General features: G+C 74.6%; 16 protein-coding genes and 2 pseudogenes. 11 read left to right on the top strand and 7 right to left on the bottom strand.

Going from position 1 to position 14,162, the window contains the following annotated elements:
* The 3 genes and pseudogenes from AB0C87_RS42340 to AB0C87_RS42330 form a co-directional block, all read left to right on the top strand.
* A pseudogene (locus AB0C87_RS42340) lies at positions 1 to 807 on the top strand (hypothetical protein); the annotation flags it as partial.
* A gap of 62 nt (positions 808 to 869) precedes the next feature.
* Positions 870 to 1,169 (top strand): 4a-hydroxytetrahydrobiopterin dehydratase, encoded by a 300-nt coding sequence (locus AB0C87_RS42335; RefSeq protein ID WP_345186951.1) that lies wholly within the window; start codon positions 870 to 872, stop codon positions 1,167 to 1,169.
* 7 nt (positions 1,170 to 1,176) lie between these two features.
* The gene (locus AB0C87_RS42330) at positions 1,177 to 1,650 is read left to right on the top strand and encodes a TIGR00725 family protein (protein ID WP_353834886.1); all 474 of its coding nucleotides are present in this window, start codon (positions 1,177 to 1,179) and stop codon (positions 1,648 to 1,650) included.
* Here AB0C87_RS42330 and AB0C87_RS42325 read toward each other — a convergent pair.
* Both AB0C87_RS42325 and AB0C87_RS42320 read right to left on the bottom strand, forming a co-directional pair.
* Positions 1,647 to 1,931 (bottom strand): hypothetical protein, encoded by a 285-nt coding sequence (locus AB0C87_RS42325; protein ID WP_360582214.1) that lies wholly within the window; start codon positions 1,929 to 1,931, stop codon positions 1,647 to 1,649. The genes AB0C87_RS42330 and AB0C87_RS42325 overlap by 4 nt on opposite strands.
* 85 nt (positions 1,932 to 2,016) lie before the next feature.
* Positions 2,017 to 3,009: pseudogene (locus tag AB0C87_RS42320) on the bottom strand (MFS transporter); the annotation flags it as partial.
* Here AB0C87_RS42320 and AB0C87_RS42315 point away from each other — a divergent pair.
* Entirely contained in the window at positions 2,939 to 3,133 is a 195-nt protein-coding gene (locus AB0C87_RS42315; RefSeq protein ID WP_360582212.1) for a hypothetical protein, read from the top strand. The pseudogene AB0C87_RS42320 and the gene AB0C87_RS42315 overlap by 71 nt on opposite strands.
* 275 nt (positions 3,134 to 3,408) lie before the next feature.
* Here AB0C87_RS42315 and AB0C87_RS42310 read toward each other — a convergent pair whose 3' ends face one another.
* The 4 genes from AB0C87_RS42310 to AB0C87_RS42295 all read right to left on the bottom strand — a co-directional run bounded on the left by AB0C87_RS42310 (position 3,409) and on the right by AB0C87_RS42295 (position 6,667).
* Positions 3,409 to 3,708 (bottom strand): hypothetical protein, encoded by a 300-nt coding sequence (locus AB0C87_RS42310; protein WP_360582210.1) that lies wholly within the window; start codon positions 3,706 to 3,708, stop codon positions 3,409 to 3,411.
* 129 nt (positions 3,709 to 3,837) lie between these two features.
* A complete protein-coding gene (locus tag AB0C87_RS42305) occupies positions 3,838 to 4,629 on the bottom strand; it encodes an SDR family oxidoreductase (RefSeq protein WP_345186941.1) in 792 nt (263 codons plus the stop codon).
* 11 nt (positions 4,630 to 4,640) lie between these two features.
* Positions 4,641 to 4,796 carry a hypothetical protein gene (locus AB0C87_RS42300; protein WP_345186938.1) on the bottom strand — a complete coding sequence of 52 codons (156 nt, stop codon included), beginning with the start codon at positions 4,794 to 4,796 and terminating at the stop codon, positions 4,641 to 4,643.
* Positions 4,793 to 6,667, bottom strand: coding sequence for a hypothetical protein (locus tag AB0C87_RS42295; RefSeq protein ID WP_360582208.1), 1,875 nt, complete (start codon positions 6,665 to 6,667; stop codon positions 4,793 to 4,795). The genes AB0C87_RS42300 and AB0C87_RS42295 overlap by 4 nt, the downstream gene beginning before the upstream one ends.
* 141 nt (positions 6,668 to 6,808) lie before the next feature.
* On the opposite strand from AB0C87_RS42295, the gene AB0C87_RS42290 reads away from it, so the two are divergent.
* Complete coding sequence (locus AB0C87_RS42290) at positions 6,809 to 7,231, top strand: hypothetical protein (RefSeq protein ID WP_353834890.1); 423 nt, start codon at positions 6,809 to 6,811, stop codon at positions 7,229 to 7,231.
* 3 nt (positions 7,232 to 7,234) lie between these two features.
* The gene (locus tag AB0C87_RS42285) at positions 7,235 to 8,548 is read left to right on the top strand and encodes a hypothetical protein (protein ID WP_353834891.1); all 1,314 of its coding nucleotides are present in this window, start codon (positions 7,235 to 7,237) and stop codon (positions 8,546 to 8,548) included.
* Positions 8,549 to 8,570: 22 nt separating this feature from the next.
* On the opposite strand, the gene AB0C87_RS42280 is transcribed toward AB0C87_RS42285, so the two are convergent.
* Positions 8,571 to 9,095 carry a pyridoxamine 5'-phosphate oxidase family protein gene (locus AB0C87_RS42280; protein WP_345186929.1) on the bottom strand — a complete coding sequence of 175 codons (525 nt, stop codon included), beginning with the start codon at positions 9,093 to 9,095 and terminating at the stop codon, positions 8,571 to 8,573.
* A 186-nt stretch (positions 9,096 to 9,281) separates the two neighbouring features.
* Here AB0C87_RS42280 and AB0C87_RS42275 point away from each other — a divergent pair, with 186 nt between their 5' ends.
* The 5 genes from AB0C87_RS42275 (at position 9,282) to AB0C87_RS42255 (ending at position 14,097) form a co-directional block, all read left to right on the top strand.
* Complete coding sequence (locus AB0C87_RS42275) at positions 9,282 to 9,608, top strand: PadR family transcriptional regulator (RefSeq protein WP_360356210.1); 327 nt, start codon at positions 9,282 to 9,284, stop codon at positions 9,606 to 9,608.
* Complete coding sequence (locus tag AB0C87_RS42270) at positions 9,605 to 9,961, top strand: DUF1048 domain-containing protein (protein WP_353834893.1); 357 nt, start codon at positions 9,605 to 9,607, stop codon at positions 9,959 to 9,961. Before AB0C87_RS42275 ends, AB0C87_RS42270 begins: the two co-directional genes overlap by 4 nt.
* Before the next feature lies 1 nt (position 9,962).
* A complete protein-coding gene (locus AB0C87_RS42265; RefSeq protein WP_345186922.1) occupies positions 9,963 to 10,289 on the top strand; it encodes a DUF1048 domain-containing protein in 327 nt (108 codons plus the stop codon).
* A 327-nt stretch (positions 10,290 to 10,616) separates the two neighbouring features.
* The gene (locus tag AB0C87_RS42260) at positions 10,617 to 12,833 is read left to right on the top strand and encodes an HAD-IA family hydrolase (RefSeq protein WP_360582204.1); all 2,217 of its coding nucleotides are present in this window, start codon (positions 10,617 to 10,619) and stop codon (positions 12,831 to 12,833) included.
* 103 nt (positions 12,834 to 12,936) lie between these two features.
* Positions 12,937 to 14,097 (top strand): epoxide hydrolase family protein, encoded by a 1,161-nt coding sequence (locus AB0C87_RS42255; RefSeq protein ID WP_360356201.1) that lies wholly within the window; start codon positions 12,937 to 12,939, stop codon positions 14,095 to 14,097.
* Positions 14,098 to 14,162 lie beyond the last annotated feature (65 nt).

Genomic DNA, 14,162 nt, shown 5'->3' with positions numbered 1-14,162 from the left:
AAGCCGAACGGGGGCAAGCCGAGCGCGCTCAACGCGGGCGTCGCCGCGGCGCGGTCGGAGATCCTCGTGCTGGTTGACGGCGACACCATCACCCCCGCCCTCGCCGCGGTCGCCGCCCTGGCGGTCCTGGCCTGCCTCGCCGGGCCCGCCGCCTACGCCGCCGAGACCGTCCGCACCCCGCACACCGGCGCCATCGTCACCGCCGGCCCCGCCGCCGCCACCGGTCCCGGACGCGGCGGCCCGGGCCGGCGTCCCGGACGCGCCGGGCCCGGCGGCTGGGCCCGTGGCCCCGGCGCGCCCCCGCCCCAGGGGCCCGGCGCCGCCGGACGCCTGCCCGGCGGACCCGCGGGCCCCAGAGGCGGCGGAGGGCCGGGAGGCGCGGGTCCGGGCGGGGGACCGGGCGGGCTCCTGAACGCCGGGACCCCCGGCGCCGCCGTCACCGCCGCTCTCAACGCCGGCGCCGCCTCCTACACCTGGGTCGCCGCCGCCGTCGGATCCAACACCGCCGCCGGCTACCAGCTCGCCACCGGCCGGCCCGTGATGGCCGTCGGCGGATTCAACGGCACCGACCCCGCCCCCACCCTCGCCGAGTTCCAGCGCCTCGCCCGCCAAGGAAAGATCCACTACTTCGTCGGCGGCGACCGCGGCCAGAACCGCGGCCCGGGAGGCGCCACGGCCCGCGGCGCCGGCAGTGCCAGTGGTGGCAGCGACGCCGCCCAGCAGATCAGCGCATGGGTCGCCGCGCACTACACCCCCGCCACCGTCGGCGGCGCCGTCCTGTACGACCTGACCCCCGGCGCGGGGTGACCGGTCGTCCCGCGCGGGGAAGGGAGGAAGGAGAACGGCACCAGCGAACAGGGAGTGACCCGATGGCCGACACGCTCGACGCCGACGAAGTCGCCGACCGCCTGCGCGGCCTGCCCGCCTGGAGCCGCGACGGCGACCAGATCCGCAGGCAGGTCACCGCCCCGTCCTTCCCCGCCGGGATCGAGGTGGTCGCCGACGTCGCCCGCGCCGCCGAGGACGCCGACCACCACCCCGACATCGACATCCGCTGGCGCACCCTGACCTTCGCCCTGACCACCCACAGCGCCGGCGGCCTCACCGGCAAGGACTTCGACCTCGCCGCGACGATCGACGAGATCGCCGCCCGGCACGGCGCCGGGTAGGGCCGCGATGGCCGTGCAGGTGGCGGTGTGCGGGCCGGGCGAGTGCACCGAGCTGCAGTGGGACCACGCCTACGAGACCGGCCGGATCCTCGCCGGGCGCGGCGCCGTGGTCGTGTGCGGCGGGCACGGCGGCGTGATGGCCGCCGCGGCCGCGGGCGCCCGCAGCGCCGGCGGCGTCGTGGTGGGGATCCTGCCCGCCGCCGACCGCGCCGCCGCCGGGCCCGACCTCACCGTCGCCGTCCCCACCGGCCTCGGCCAGGCCCGCAACAACGTCATCGTCAACGCCGCCGACGCCGTCATCGCCGTCGGCGGATCCTGGGGGACCCTGTCGGAGATCGCCCTGGCCATGCGGGCCGGGCGCATCCCCGTCGTCCAGCTCGGCGGCTGGCGCGTCCACGACGAGGACGGACGGCCGGTCGGCGGTATCGTGCACGCCGCCGACCCCGCCGCCGCCGTCCACGCCACCGGCCTGTGGCCCTAGCCCCGCACCCCGGTGCGCGGCGCGCGCGGCCGCGCGCGCCGCAGGATGAACAGCGCGAGGGTGAGGCACGCGGCCGCCAGCAGGATGACGCACGCCACCGTCAGCGCGGTCGTGTAGCCGTGCACCACGGCCGCGTCCGGGCGCGGGTGCGGGTGGGAGGCCAGGTAGGCCGCGGTCGCGCCGGCGGCCAGGGTGTTCAGCAGCGCGGTGCCCAGGGCCGCTCCGAGCTGCTGGGCGGCGTTGTAGGCGGCCGACGCCGCCCCGATGTCGTGGCCGCGCATGCCCTCGGTGGCCAGGGCGGCGGTCGGGGGGCATCACGCAGCCCAGGCCGAGGCCGGTGAGCACGAGAGCGGGAAGCAGGGCGAAGGCGAACACGTCCGTGCCCGCCGCGGACAGGCGGGTCAGGACCAGCATCCCGGCGGCTGCGGTGAGCAGGCCCGGCACGATCACCGCCGCGGGCCGGACGCGGCCGTGGAGCCTCCCGGCGACGAGCACGGACCCGGCCAGCGCGGCCAGCGCGTTGATGATCAAGGTCAGTCCGGCCCGGACCGGTGAGTAGCCCAGCACCGTCTGGGTGTAGTAGCTCATGAACAGGTAGAAGCCGAACATCGCCACGAACATCAGGGTGATGGCGCAGAACGCGGCGGCGCGGGCGCGGTGCAGCAGGACCCGCATCGGCAGCAGCGGCCGGGGCGCGCGGATCTCGACGGCGGCGAACGCCGCCAGCAGCGCCGTCCCGCCGGCCAGGAGCGCCAGCACCTCGGCCGAGTCCCACCCCAGCGGTTCGGCCCGGTTGAACCCGTACACCACCGCGGTGAATCCCGCGAGGCTGAGCAGCGCTCCGGCGACGTCCAGCCGCCCCCGTTCCGGGATCGGCCGGTCCGCGGGCACCAGCGCGACGCCGAGCGCGGCGAGCAGCGCGATCGGCGCGTTGATGTACAGGCACCAGCGCCAGCCGGCGTACTCGGTCAGCAGGCCTCCGGCGATCAGGCCGATCGCCGAGCCACCCGCGCCGACCGCGGCGAAGACCCCGAACGCCCGGCCGCGTTCGCGTGCCTCGGTGAAGGTGGTCGCCAGCAGCGACAGCCCGGCCGGCGCGAGCAGGGCGGCGAAGACGCCCTGCAGCGCCCGCGCCCCGAACAGCATCAGCGGGTTCACCGCCGCGCCGCCCAGCGCGGACGACGCGGCGAACCCCGCCAGCCCGACGAGGAAGGCGCGCCGGTGGCCGAGCACGCCGCTGACCCTGCCGCCGATGAGCAGCAGCCCACCGAAGGCCAGCGCATAGGCGGTGATCGCCCATTGCCGGTTCCCGTCCGACATCCCGAGCGCGTGCTGCGCCGACGGCAGCGCGATGTTCACGATCGTCCCGTCCAGGACCACCAGCAGCTGCGCCGCGCTCACCACCGCCAGCGTCCACCACCGCCGCCCGGACACGCGTCCCCGCCCGTCACCGGGCGCCTCGACGGCACTCGCCGTCACCTGAGTCGTGCTGTCTCCGACATCCATGACCTCCAGCGTTCCGTTGAAGGCGTCCCGGAGACTTCTCGCCGCTCGCGGCCCGTTCAACAGGGCCAGGCGGCCGACAACTCTCAACCCGCAGTCGAACCCCCGGCCCCGGCCCCCGCTCTGATCGGCGGCGTGGACGCGGGAGTCCGGTATCCGATGGCTCACACGAAGGAGCGGCCCCAGGGGGCCGCTCCTTGTTGCGGGGCTACGCCCCGGGTTCTGCTGGAAGATCAGTGGGCCTGTCGCCAGAGCTCACGCTTCCGGGCCCTGGCGGGCCCGCCGATCCCGTTTCCGGCGTCTGGCCGCGGCCCTGCGGTCCCGTACGGCACCGGCGACGGCGACGACGATGGCGATGGCGACGAAGCAGCCGGCGCCGACGATGGCGCCCTTCAGCGCACCGTCCCCGATGGGATCGTCGAGGCCGCCGTTCACCATGTCGAAGAAGGCGCCCCAGGGGCACCCGGCGGCGACGAACGCGACGAACGCGCCAAGGGCCTCGACGGCGTTCCCGTCCTCCGCCGGGCGGTCCACGGTGTTCTCGATCCTGCACATATGATCACGACCTTCGGTCTTTCGTTCCGAGCTCCGGACGCACCGGAGCAGCCCTGGACGACCAGGGCTGGTCTTGACCGTGCGCGGGCGAAGGCCGAAGGCCACACCTCGATCCCGCCGGGCGGGGGCCTAGTGGGCGGAGAAGCCGCCGTCCACGAAGATCGACTGGCCGGTGACGTAGGCCGAGGACGGCGACGCCAGGAACACCGCGGCTCCGGCGAAGTCCTCCGCCAGGCCGTTGCGGCCGGCCAGGGTCCGCTCGGCGAGCGCCCGCACCTTCGCCGGGTCCGACGACAGGCGCGCGTTCAGCGGCGTCATCACGAAACCCGGCACCAGGGCGTTGGCGGTGACGCCGCGGCTCGACCACGCCTCGGCCTGCGACCGGGCCAGCGCCACCAGCCCCGCCTTGGACACCCCGTAGGCGCCGCTGGTCACCGACGCCCGGAACGCCTGCTGCGAGGCGATGTGGATCAGCCGCCCGAAGCCGCGCTCGGCCATCCCCGGCCCGAACCGCTGCCCCAGCAGGAACGGCGCCTCCAGGTTCACCGCCATCGTGGCGTCCCACACGTCGGCGCCGAGCTCGTCCATCGGCGGCCGCAGGTTCACCCCCGCCGCGTTGACCAGGATGTCGGGCTCGCCGAACGCCGACGCGGCGGCCTCGGCGGCGTCGGCGACCGCCTCACGCGACCCCAGGTCGGCGCTCACCGCCGCGGCCCGGCAGCCGTGCCCCTCCAGCTCGCGGACGGTCGCCGCGAGCTCGGCCTCCCGCCGCGCCACGACCACCACCGAGGCCCCGGCCCGCGCGAGCGCCCCGGCGATCGCCCTGCCGATCCCCGAGCTGCCTCCCGTCACCACCGCGACCCTGCCTTCCAGCGAGAACAGCTCGGCCAGGTACGGGAGGGAGGAAGGATGATCGCTCATGAGCGCAGAGTCTAGGGGGAGGGCGGCGGGTCGTCCGGCGGGTCCTCGCCGCGGCGGCGGTCCCGCCACACCACGAAGACGATCACCGCGACCACCACGAAGGTCGGCACGAAGAACGGCACCGCCGTGATGATCGGATGGGACGCCAGCACCCCCTGCGCCGTCATGCGCCCGCCTTCGCGGCCGCCCCGTCCCGGGCCGCCCCGGCGGGCCCGGGACGCTCCGGCAGCCGCCGCGCGATCCGCGCCACGCCCCAGCCGAGCGACAGCACCAGCGCCAGGGTGCACAGCAGCACCACCGCCGAGCACGCCGCCCACAGCCAGCCCGGCACGTCGGTCTTCAGCTCCCGCTGCAGGATGGTCCGCTCGCCCTGCAGGTCCCGGGTGAAGCGCGGCGGCGCGGGCAGCTCCTTCGCGCCGATCGCCGGGTCGTCGGGCAGGTAGACCGGGACGCCCGCCAGCGTCCGCCCGTCGTGGACGCGCACCAGCGTCTTCCACTCGCCGTGCAGCGGCATCGGCTCGCTCGTGCGGTAGACGCCCTCGCGCACCCTGACCAGGCGGTCGACGTGCAGGCCCTGCCCCTGCCAGCCCGTGACCGTCACCCAGGCCGGGCCGTCGACGGCGTCCGCGGGGGAGAACTCGACGCGCGCGTCGGCGGTGCGGTGCGCGGCGTCGCCGCGGACGCCGGTGAGGGTGACGGTGGCCGTTCTGCCCTGCGGGACCGAGACGACCAGCCCGTTGGCGACCGCCGCCGCGACCGCCAGGATCGCCGCCGCGAAGAGCCCGCGCGCCACCGCCGGGCGCGGCGCCCGCCCGTGCAGCCCCTCGGCCAGCAGCGCCCCGCACAGCCCGCCCGCCACACCGCCCACCACGGCCATCGCCATGCCCTCGGCCACGATGTCCGGCGTCCACGGCAGCCGGAACGCCACCTGCCCGTAGGCGTACTCGGCGCCGAACCCGGCCGTGCCGATCAGCACGCCCGACACCGCGCCCAGCGCCAGCGGCCGCCGCGCCAGCGCCAGCGCCGCGACCTCCACGCACACCGCTTCGGCGAAGTACAGCGGCACCGCCGCCCACAGCTCCCCGATCACGCCGCCGACCAGGACCGACACCCCGCCGCGCACCAGCATGTAGAACACCACGGCGAAGACCGCGCCGCCGCGCCCGGCCCACAGCCGCGCCGCGACCAGCGCGCAGCCCGCCGCCAGCGCGATCAGCAGCGGCTGGTGGACGAGCCGGAACTGCGGCACCCCGAAGTCGTACTCGGCCTGGAACACCGACAGCCCGATCAGCAGCCCGCCCGCGTGCATGCAGCGCCGCACGTACCGCAGCCGCCCCGGCGGCTGGCCGGCGTCCCCGCAGGCGCGGCGGCCCTCCCGCTCCAGCACCATCATCGCCACCAGCGACAGCCCCGCCCCGCCGATCAGCATCAGGTGCGTCGGCCCCCACAGCGTCACGTCCTGCCCGAAGATGCGGTGCCAGACGTCGTCGAGCGGGAACCCCAGCAGCGCGTAGAAGCCGGCGCCGGCCAGCAGCACGCCGCCCGCGGGGGCGTGCCAGTCCCGGGTGATCCGCACCGAGGCCGCGCCGGGGCGCTCGCCCCTGGGCAGCACGACGGCCAGCACCCCGGCGGTGAAGATGCCGAACAGCCCGATCAGGATGGGGTAGTGGGCGATGTTGGCCAGCGGCCCCTCGTCCCGGCCGTGCGAGATGTGCAGGGAGATGTCCCAGTACATTCCGAGCAGCGCGACCAGCAGCGACACCATCGCGACCGGGATCGGCAGCGCCGCCCACCCCGGGGTGCCGCGGCCCGGGCCGCGGGTCGCCAGGTCCGCCGCCCGCGCCAGGACGGTGACGCGGCCGCTGCGATGGCCCCAGCCGAGCACCAGCAGCACCGCCGTCAGGGCGGCCGCGGCGGTCGAGGCGATGAGGATCTGGTCGAGTGCCGCGCCGCCCGCCGGTTTGGCCGGCGCCGCGGCGAGCCGCGCCGCGACGCCCGCGCCGCCGATCGTCGCGCTCATGCCCGTCACGTGCTCCACCACCGCTGCTCCCTTGACGCGCGAACCAGGACGGCCCCGTACTGATCGGGGCGAACTCCCAAGCGGAGTATGCCACTTTCCAATGTGTCATTGTCTAGTGTCACACTTTGTGGTGTGCGACACCGGAACGAAAGGGGAGACATGCGGCGGACACGAGCGAGAGCGACCGCGGTGCTGGTCACGGCCACGGCCGCGCTGACGGCGGTGGCCGCCTGCGGAGAGCCCGCGTCACCGCCGTCAGGCGCGCGGACCGGTACGCCGCCCGCCGCGACGGGCGGCGCCCCGGCCGCGTCCGGGCGGCCGGCCGTCCGGATCGCCGTGACCGTGACCGGCGGGAAGCCCCGCACCGCGCAGCGCCGCGTGAAGGTCCCCCGCGGCGCCGCCGTCGAGATCACCGTCACCGGCGACACCGCCGACGAGTTCCACCTGCACGGCTACGACCGCGAGCTTCTGCTGCGCCCCGGAGCGACGGCCGTCCTGCGCTTCACCGCCGACACCCCCGGCGTGTTCGAGGCCGAACTGCACCACTCCGGCGCCCGCGTCCTCGAACTCCAGGTCAGGTGACCCGTGCACGTGCTCGCCCACGGGCTCGGCGGCCGCACCGACCTGCCGCTGGACGCCGTCGCCGCCATCACCGGCGGCGGCCTGGCCGTCGCGGCCACCTTCCTCGCCCTCACCGCCGCGTGGAAACGGCCCCGCCTCCACCCCGACGCCGGGCGCCCGCTGCCCCCCGCCCTCGCCCGCGCGCTGGACGCGCCCGCCCTCACCGCGGCCGGGCGCGCCCTCGCACTGGCCGCGTCCGCCCTGGTCGTCGCCGTCGCGTTCGCCGGACCCGCCTCCGACGCCCGCAACCTCGCCCCGTGGGCACTGTTCGTGACGTTCTGGGTGGGCCTGGTGCCCGCCAGCGTCCTGCTCGGACCCGTGTGGCGCCGCGTCAACCCGCTGCGGACTCTGCACTCCGCGCTCTGCCGCGCCACCCGCACCCCGGCGGCGGGGCGGCGCCCCCTGCCCGCCCGGCTCGGCTACTGGCCCGCCGCCGCGTGGCTCACCGGATTCGTCTGGCTGGAACTCGTCGCCCCGCACCGCTCCGACCCGCGCCTGGTCGGCGCCCTCATCCTCGCCTACGCCGCCGCCAACCTGGCCCCCGCCTGGTGGTTCGGCCGCGACTGGTTCACCCGCGCGGACGGGTTCGAGGCCTACTCCAGCCTGCTGGCCCGCCTGTGCCCCGTCGGGCGGCGCGGCGACGGCGCCCTCGTCCTGCGCACCCCGCTCACCGGCCTGATGAAGGGCGACCCCGAACCCGGACTGACCGCGACCGCCTGCGTGCTGATCGGCTCGACCGGATTCGACGGCGTCACCCGCACCACCTACTGGCGCGACAACGTCGACCCCGCGAGCGTCCGCGCCGGAACCCTCGGCCTGGCCGCCGCCGTCGGCGCCGTCGCGCTGCTGTACGTGGCGGCGCTGCGGCTCAGCGCACGGTTGACCCGCCAGGACCCGGCCCTCCCGCACGACCGGTCCGGGCCCGCCCGGTTCGCCGCGACCCTGCTGCCGATCGCCCTCGGCTACACCCTCGCCCACTACTTCTCGTTCTTCGTCCTGGAGGGCCAGACCACGTTCATCCTCGCCAGCGACCCCTTCGGGACGGGACTGGACCTGCTCGGCTCCACCGGCAACCGCGTCGACTACGACCTCGCCGGACCCACCCTCGTCGCGCAGGTCCAGGTCAACGCCATCGTCCTCGGCCACATCGCCGGGACGATCGCCGCGCACGACCTCGCCCTGCGCGGCCCCGGCCCGGCCACGCGCGGGCAGCTGCCCATCGCCGCCGTCATGGTCGCGCTCACCTGCGCCGGCCTGTTCGCCCTGCTGAGCGGCTGACCGCCCGCGCCGCGCGCACCGCTCAGCGCGCGAACTTCCACCGCATCGCGCCGTAGGGCTCCACCGTCCCCACCGCGAACACCGTGTGGAAGGTGATCCGGTAGACCCACCACGGCGGCGGCCCCGCGCTCTGCGCGCTGTAGGGCGCGGTGAACGCCTCGCCCTCCACCCGCGCCGGCCACCCGCCGTCCCGGTACCCGGCCGCGACCGCCTCCAGGACCTCCGGGTCGGTGACGCGCCGGGCCTCGCCCTCCAGCACCACGTCCCCGACCGGCGTGCGGACCGAGACCGTGCACGCCGGGTTCGCCGCCAGGTTCCGCGACTTGCGCGTGCCGGGCCCGCTGACGACGTACAGGTCACCGTCGTGCCACAGCGCGCCGACGCCCGCCGAGTGCGGGCGCCCGTCCGGGCCGGCCGTGCCGAGGAACACCGGCGTCTCGGGCTTCGGCAGCGCCGCCTTCAGCGCGTCGCGCACGCCGTCCCACGCCAGCTCTCCGGCCCCGTAGATGTCGAGGTCGCGCGCCTCGACGGGTTCGCGGTCGCTCATCGTCGTCCTCCCTCGTGAAACCGCCCTCGAAAGGTAGACGGCGGGGCGGCGGCGAACTCATCGGCGCCCGTCCCCGAAGTCGCCGGAAGGGCGGCCCTGCCGGGATGGGCACCCCCGCGCCACTACTAAGTGGTACTGTATAGTGGTACTCAGTACTACAAGGTACCTGGAGATCGAAGGCCGGCGATGGACGACCTGACGGAGATGTTGAAGGGCACGCTCGAAGGCTGCGTGCTGGAGATCATCGGGGGCGAGGAGACCTACGGGTACGCCATCACGCGCCGGCTGAACGATCTCGGCTTCACCGACGTCGTCGAAGGGACGGTCTACACCATCCTGCTGCGGCTGGAGAGGAACGGGCTCGTCCAGGTGACGAAACGACCCTCCGGGGTCGGTCCGCCGCGCAAGTTCTATGCGCTCAACGACGCCGGACGCGAGGAACTCGCGAAGTTCTGGGCGAAATGGCAGTACGTCTCATCACGCATCGACAGCCTCAAGGAGGGCGGGAGATGAGTTTCTGGGAGACCGTCACAGGCAGTGATCTCACCAGAGAATGGAAAGCGTTCGAAGTCAGGGCCGCGGCCCTGCCGGAGGACCACCGGGCGGCATGGGAACAGATCAAGGCGCACCTCTCCCCCCACTCGGACTTCACCGGCCGCAACCTGATGCCGATCCTCGACGCCGCCCTGGGGCTGCTGGAGGAAACCTCGGCGGACGGGCAGAGCGTCCAGGAGGTGCTCGGCGACGACGTCCGAGGCTTCTGCGCGGCGCTGGCCGGCGGAGAGGGCGCCCGCACCTACCGCGACCGGTGGCGCGAGCAGCTGAACAGGAACGTCGCGAGGAAACTGAGCCGGCTGGGAGGCTGACGTGGGCATTCAGGACGTCATCGAGGGCAAGCGGCAGTGGCGGGCGCACATGGCGCGGGTCAAGGCGCTCCCGCCGGACTATCGGATCGTCTACAAGGAGATGCAGAGGTACCTGTTCAAGGTCGGGCCGGTGGACCTGCCCGACGGGCCTCTGCTCCCGGGGATCGTCGACTTCTTCGAGGAGGGCGCCGCCGCGGGCAGGGGAGTCCTGGAACTCACCGGCGACGACGTCGCCGCGTTCTGCGACGACCTGATCAAGGACTCTCCCACCTACGCGGAGATCTACCAGGAATCCAGGAGCGGGGAACCCGGCCCGGCCGGGAAGTAGCGCCCGGCCGGTACCGGCGGAGCTCTGCAACGGGTGAGCCGAGACGGGCGCTCGGGCCCCTGACCACCCGTGGCGACAGCGGCTGCCAGACCACCTCCTGGTCGGTGGGCATCACCCTGGTCGGCTTCCTCTGGTCGATGCAGCTGTTCAACCGCGACCCCACCCGCCGACCGGGCCCACCGGGCCGCACAACACCCGAACGCGGCCCCGAGCACTTCCATTGAGCCACCGCTCGACCTCAAAGAGTAGCGAGCGCGTTCAGGCTCTTGCCAGGGCCGCCCTCGAGGGCTTTATGCTCGCTCCACGAGTTTAATCGAGGAGGGCCTCGTGCGGCGGCAACGGATCGATCTCGCAGCGATCGAAGCGGTCCTGCTGGACATGGACGGCACTCTCGTCGACTCCGACGCCTCGGTCGAGCGCGCCTGGTCGATCTGGGCCGCGGAGCACGGCGTCGACCCCGGCGCGGTGCTCGCCATCGCCCACGGGAGCCCGGCGGCACATACGGTTCGGCGGCTGCTCCCCGGCCTCGGCGAGGACGGCGCCGCCGCGGCGGCGCAGCGGCAGCACGCCCTGCAGCACGAGGACCTGGCGGAGGTCACCGCGACGCCCGGCGCGCATGACCTGATCGCCGCGCTCGGCCGGCTCGGACTGCCGTGGGCCGTGGTGACCAGCGCCGACGGGAGGCTGGCCGAGGCACGCCTGCAGGCGGCGGGGATCGATCCGCCCCTCCTCCTCACCATCGACGACGTGGCGGTGGGCAAACCCGACCCCGAGGGCTACCTGGAGGCCGCGGCCCGCCTGGGGATCCCTCCGGCCGCCTGCCTCGTGGTGGAGGACTCCGAGCCGGGCCTGGCCGCCGGCCGGGCGGCGGGCATGCCGACCGCGGCGCTGCGGGGGCTGCCTGGCGGGCTGTCCCTGCCCGACCTGGGGCGGCTGGCCGATCTGCTGGAGCGGTCGCGGCTCCGGCCGTGGTGGCGCGACGCCGTCGGCTACCAGGTGTACCTTCCGTCGTTCGCGGACGGCGACGACGACGGCTGGGGCGACCTGACGGGGGCGAGCGCGCACCTGGACCACCTGGCGCGCCTCGGGGTGGACGTGGTGTGGCTGACCCCCTTCTTCCGCTCGCCGATGCGCGACCACGGATACGACGTCGCCGACTACCGGGCCGTCGATCCCCTGTTCGGTGGGGAGGCCGCGCTGGACGTGCTGCTGGCGGAGGCGCACCGCCACGGCATGCGGGTGATCGGCGACCTGGTCGTCAACCACACCAGCGACGCCCACCCCTGGTTCGCCGCCGCCTCCTCTTCGCGGACGGACCCGCACCGCGATTACTACATCTGGCGGGACCCGGCCCCCGGCGGCGGCCCGCCCAACAACTGGCCGTCCCATTTCGGCGGGCCGGCGTGGACGTTCAGCCCGGCGACCGGTCAGTACTACCTGCACCTGTTCCGCCCTGAACAGCCCGACCTCAACTGGCGCGACCCCGCGCTCGCGGCCGAGGTCGACGCGATCATCGAGTACTGGCTCGCGCGGGGACTGGACGGCTTCCGCGTCGACACGGCCGCCTACCTCGTCAAGGACGCGGAGCTGCGGGACAATCCGCCGCTTCCCGCCGGCCGGCTCCTCCCGGCGCGGGGCGTGACGATGGACTGGCGCCGCCAGGAGCACCGTCATGACATCCACCAGCCCGATGTGCACGCCGTCCACGAGCGGTGGCGGCGCATCGCCGACCGGCACGACGCTCTCCTCGTCGGCGAAGTCTACGAACTCGACCCGCGGGCGCTGGCCCGTTTCGTCGAGGGCGAGCGGCTGCACTCGTCGTTCTGGTTCGGGCTGGTCGAGACCGGCTGGGACGCCGACCGGATCGACACCATGATCGAGGCCGCCGTGGCGGCGTCGCCGCGACTCTCGTGGGTCCAGGGCAACCACGACCGCTCCCGCGCCGCCACCCGGTTCGGGGACGGGCTCCGCGGTCGGCGCCGGTCACTCGCGCTCCACGTCCTGATGGCGCTGCTGCCCGGAACCTTCTGGCTCTACCAGGGCGAGGAACTCGGCCTGGGCGACGGGCGGGTCCCGCCCGGCCTCGGCGCCGACCCGCTGGGCGCCGCCCAGCCGGAGGAGAGCCGCGACGCCGCGCGCACCCCCATGCCGTGGCGGCCGGGTCCGGGACTGGGATTCACCACGGGGCGTCCGTGGCTGCCCGACGGCGCACGCGATGACGGCGACACCGTGGCGAGGCAGCGAGACGACCCGGCATCCCACCTGAACACCGTGGGCCGGCTGCTGGCCACCCGACGCCGGCTCACCCGCCGGCTGGCCGCCACCGACGAGGTGACCAGGGCCGTGCTCGCCGCACCGGTGACCGCCTACCGCAGGGGAGCGCTCTGGGCCGTGGTGAACCTGCGCGACACCCCCGTGGCCGATGTCGACCTGCCCGCGCCGGCGGTGTTCGACACCGACGACCCCTCCGTCACGCTCGACCGGCCCAGGGCCGGCCGCGTCCGGCTCGCGCCCCAGCAGGCGCTCCTCCTCGCCGAAGGATGACCGGCACGACAACGCGCACGCCGAACGCGACGCCCCCCGGCCATTCACACCACCGATGCACACCACCCGCGCTCACCCCCCACACTCCGACGAGGAGGGCGGCATGGCCGACGATGTGATCCCCTTCCATCTCGACGTCCCCGAGTCCGTACTCGACGACCTGCGGGAACGGTTGAACCGCACGCGGTGGCCGGATGAGGAGACGGTCGACGACTGGTCACAGGGCGTGCCCCTGGACTATCTGCGCGAACTGTGCCGGTACTGGGCCGAGGAGTACGACTGGCGGGCCACCGAGGCGCGCCTCAACGCGTTGCCGCAGTTCCGGACCTCCGTCGACGGGCTCGGGATCCACTTCCTCCACGTCCGCTCGCCGCACGAGGACGCGCTGCCGCTCGTCCTCACCCACGGCTGGCCGGGCTCGGTCGTGGAGTTCCTCAAGGTGATCGGACCGCTCACCGACCCGGCGGCCCACGGCGGCGACGCCCGCGACGCGTTCCACGTCGTCTGCCCGTCGCTGCCCGGCTACGGCTTCAGCGACAAGCCGGGCGACCCCGGCTGGGGCGTCGAGCGGATCGCCGCCGCCTGGATCCGCCTGATGGCTCGCCTCGGCTACGACCGGTACGGCGCGCAGGGCTCCGACTGGGGCACCACCATCACCACACTGATCGGCCGCCAGGATGCGGAGCACCTGGCCGGCATCCACCTCACCCCGCCCCTCGCGGCCCCGGACCCGGCGACGTTCGACGACCTCACCGCCGGGGAGCGGGCCGCCCTGGCCTCGCTGGAGGAGGCCCAGCGCCGGGAGGACGGCTACTCGCTGGAACAGTCCACCCGGCCGCAGACCGTCGGCTACGGGCTCGTCGACTCCCCGGCGCTGCTGTGCGCCTGGATCATCGAGAAGTTCCGCTTCTGGACCGACTGCGACGGCCACCCGGAGAACGCGCTCACCCGCGACGAACTGCTCGACAACCTCATGTTCTACTGGCTGCCCGGGACCGGGGCGTCCGCCGCCCGTCTCTACTGGGAGAGCTTCAGGCAGGTGCAGCGGGTCTTCACCGCCGGCGCGACGGACCTGGTGACCGTGCCGACCGGGTGCTCGGTGTTCCCGAAGGAGAACCCCCGCCCCTCCCGGCGGTGGGCCGAGAAGCGTTTCACCGACATCCGGCACTGGAACGAGCCCGAGAAGGGCGGTCACTTCGCGGCGTTCGAGCAACCCCGGCTCTTCGTCGAGGAGCTCCGCGCGTTCTTCCGCCTCGTCCGCTGACCAGACCCAGGCGCCCCGGTCACCCGGCGCACAGCCGACAGACCGCGAACAACGCCACGGACCGG

Origin of the sequence: Actinomadura sp. NPDC048021, assembly GCF_040653135.1 — a bacterium.
Classification (GTDB): domain Bacteria; phylum Actinomycetota; class Actinomycetes; order Streptosporangiales; family Streptosporangiaceae; genus Spirillospora; species Spirillospora verrucosospora.
The sequence above is the reverse complement of the archived record's forward strand: the minus strand, read 5'-3'. Positions and strand labels throughout refer to the sequence as shown.